The sequence below is a fragment of the Pseudomonas sp. HMWF006 genome, assembly GCF_003061205.1.
In the GTDB taxonomy this organism is placed as follows: Bacteria; Pseudomonadota; Gammaproteobacteria; order Pseudomonadales; family Pseudomonadaceae; genus Aquipseudomonas; species Aquipseudomonas monsensis.
The window spans coordinates 4,519-6,062 of sequence record NZ_QAIU01000435.1; the positions used below are offsets into that span (position 1 = coordinate 4,519).

A 1,544-nucleotide genomic window follows, 5' to 3' on the forward strand; every position below is an offset into this window, starting at 1 on the left:
CCGGGCCTGAGCACTGCGCACCTGGCCTACGTGATATACACCTCCGGCTCCACCGGCCTGCCCAAAGGCGTGATGGTCGAACACCACACCTTGAGCAATCTGGTCGATTGGCATTGCACAGCGTTCGACCTGTGCGCGGGTCGCCACACTTCAAGCCTCGCCGGGTTCGGTTTCGATGCGATGGCCTGGGAAGTCTGGCCGGCGCTGTGCGCCGGCGCGACCCTGCATCTGGCACCGACCCATGAGGGCGGCGAAGACATCGACGCGTTGCTTGAATGGTGGCGCGCGCAACCGCTGGACGTGAGCTTCCTGCCGACACCGGTGGCCGAATACGCCTTCAGCCAGAACCTCGAACACCCGACCCTGCGCACACTGTTGATCGGTGGTGACCGCTTGCGTCAGTTCAACCGCAACCAGCATTTCGACGTGATCAACAACTACGGCCCGACCGAGGCCACGGTGGTCGCGACCTCCGGCCTGGTGCAAAGCGGCGACGCGCTGCATATCGGCAAACCGGTGAGCAACGCCACGGTGTACCTGCTCGATGAACAGCAACGCCCGGTGCCGATTGGCGTTGCCGGCGAGTTGTATGTCGGCGGTGCCGGCGTCGCCCGGGGCTACCTGAATCGCCCGCAGATGACTGCCGAGCGTTTCCTGCGTGACCCGTTCAGCAGTGCGCCGAATGCTCGGATGTACCGCACCGGCGATCTTGCGCGCTGGCGCGAGGACGGCACCATCGAATACCTGGGGCGCAATGACGATCAGGTGAAAATTCGCGGCGTGCGCATCGAACTGGGGGAAATCGAAACCTGCCTCAACCAGTTGCCGGGGATTCAGGAAGCGGTGCTGCTGGCCCGCGAAGACCAGCCCGGCCAGCCACGGCTGGTGGCTTACTTCACCGAACAGGCCCAGGTCGAAGCCTTGCCGGTGGGCGAGTTGCGTGCGCAGTTGCTCAGCCGTTTGCCGGAATACATGGTGCCGACGGCGTTCGTCCGGCTCGGCGCACTGCCGCTGACCGCCAACGGCAAGGTCGACCGCAAGGCTCTGCCGGCACCGGAGCTGACGGCGCTGTTCACCCGCGAATACGTGGCACCCGAAGGCGAGGTGGAAACCGCACTGGCGCACATCTGGGTCGACGTGCTGCAGGTCGAACGGGTCGGGCGTCAGGATCACTTTTTCGAACTCGGCGGCCACTCGCTGCTGGCGATGCGCATGGTTGCGCAGGTGCGTCAGCGGCTGGGGGTCGAACTGGCGCTGAGCGATCTGTTCGCCAATGCCGAACTGGCGGCGGTGGCTGCCGTCCTCAGTGAGGCCGGGCGTTGCACCCAGCCGCAGATGCTGCCGATGCCGCGCGACGGTGCCTTGCCGCTGTCGTTTGCCCAGCAGCGCCTGTGGTTTCTGGCGCAAATGGAAGGCGCCAACACCGCCTACAACATTCCCGTGGCCCTGCGCCTGCGCGGGCGCTTGCATGACGATGCGCTGCAACGCGCACTGGCGCGGATCGTCGCCCGCCACGAAACCTTGCGCAGCCGCTTCACTCAGTA

The 1,544-nt window shown here is 65.6% G+C and carries 1 protein-coding gene; it reads left to right on the top strand.

What is annotated here, in order from left to right; translation table 11 throughout:
• Window positions 1–1,544: AMP-binding protein (locus DBR24_RS32750; RefSeq protein WP_256591614.1), on the top strand; the 1,544-nt coding region annotated here is incomplete at both ends.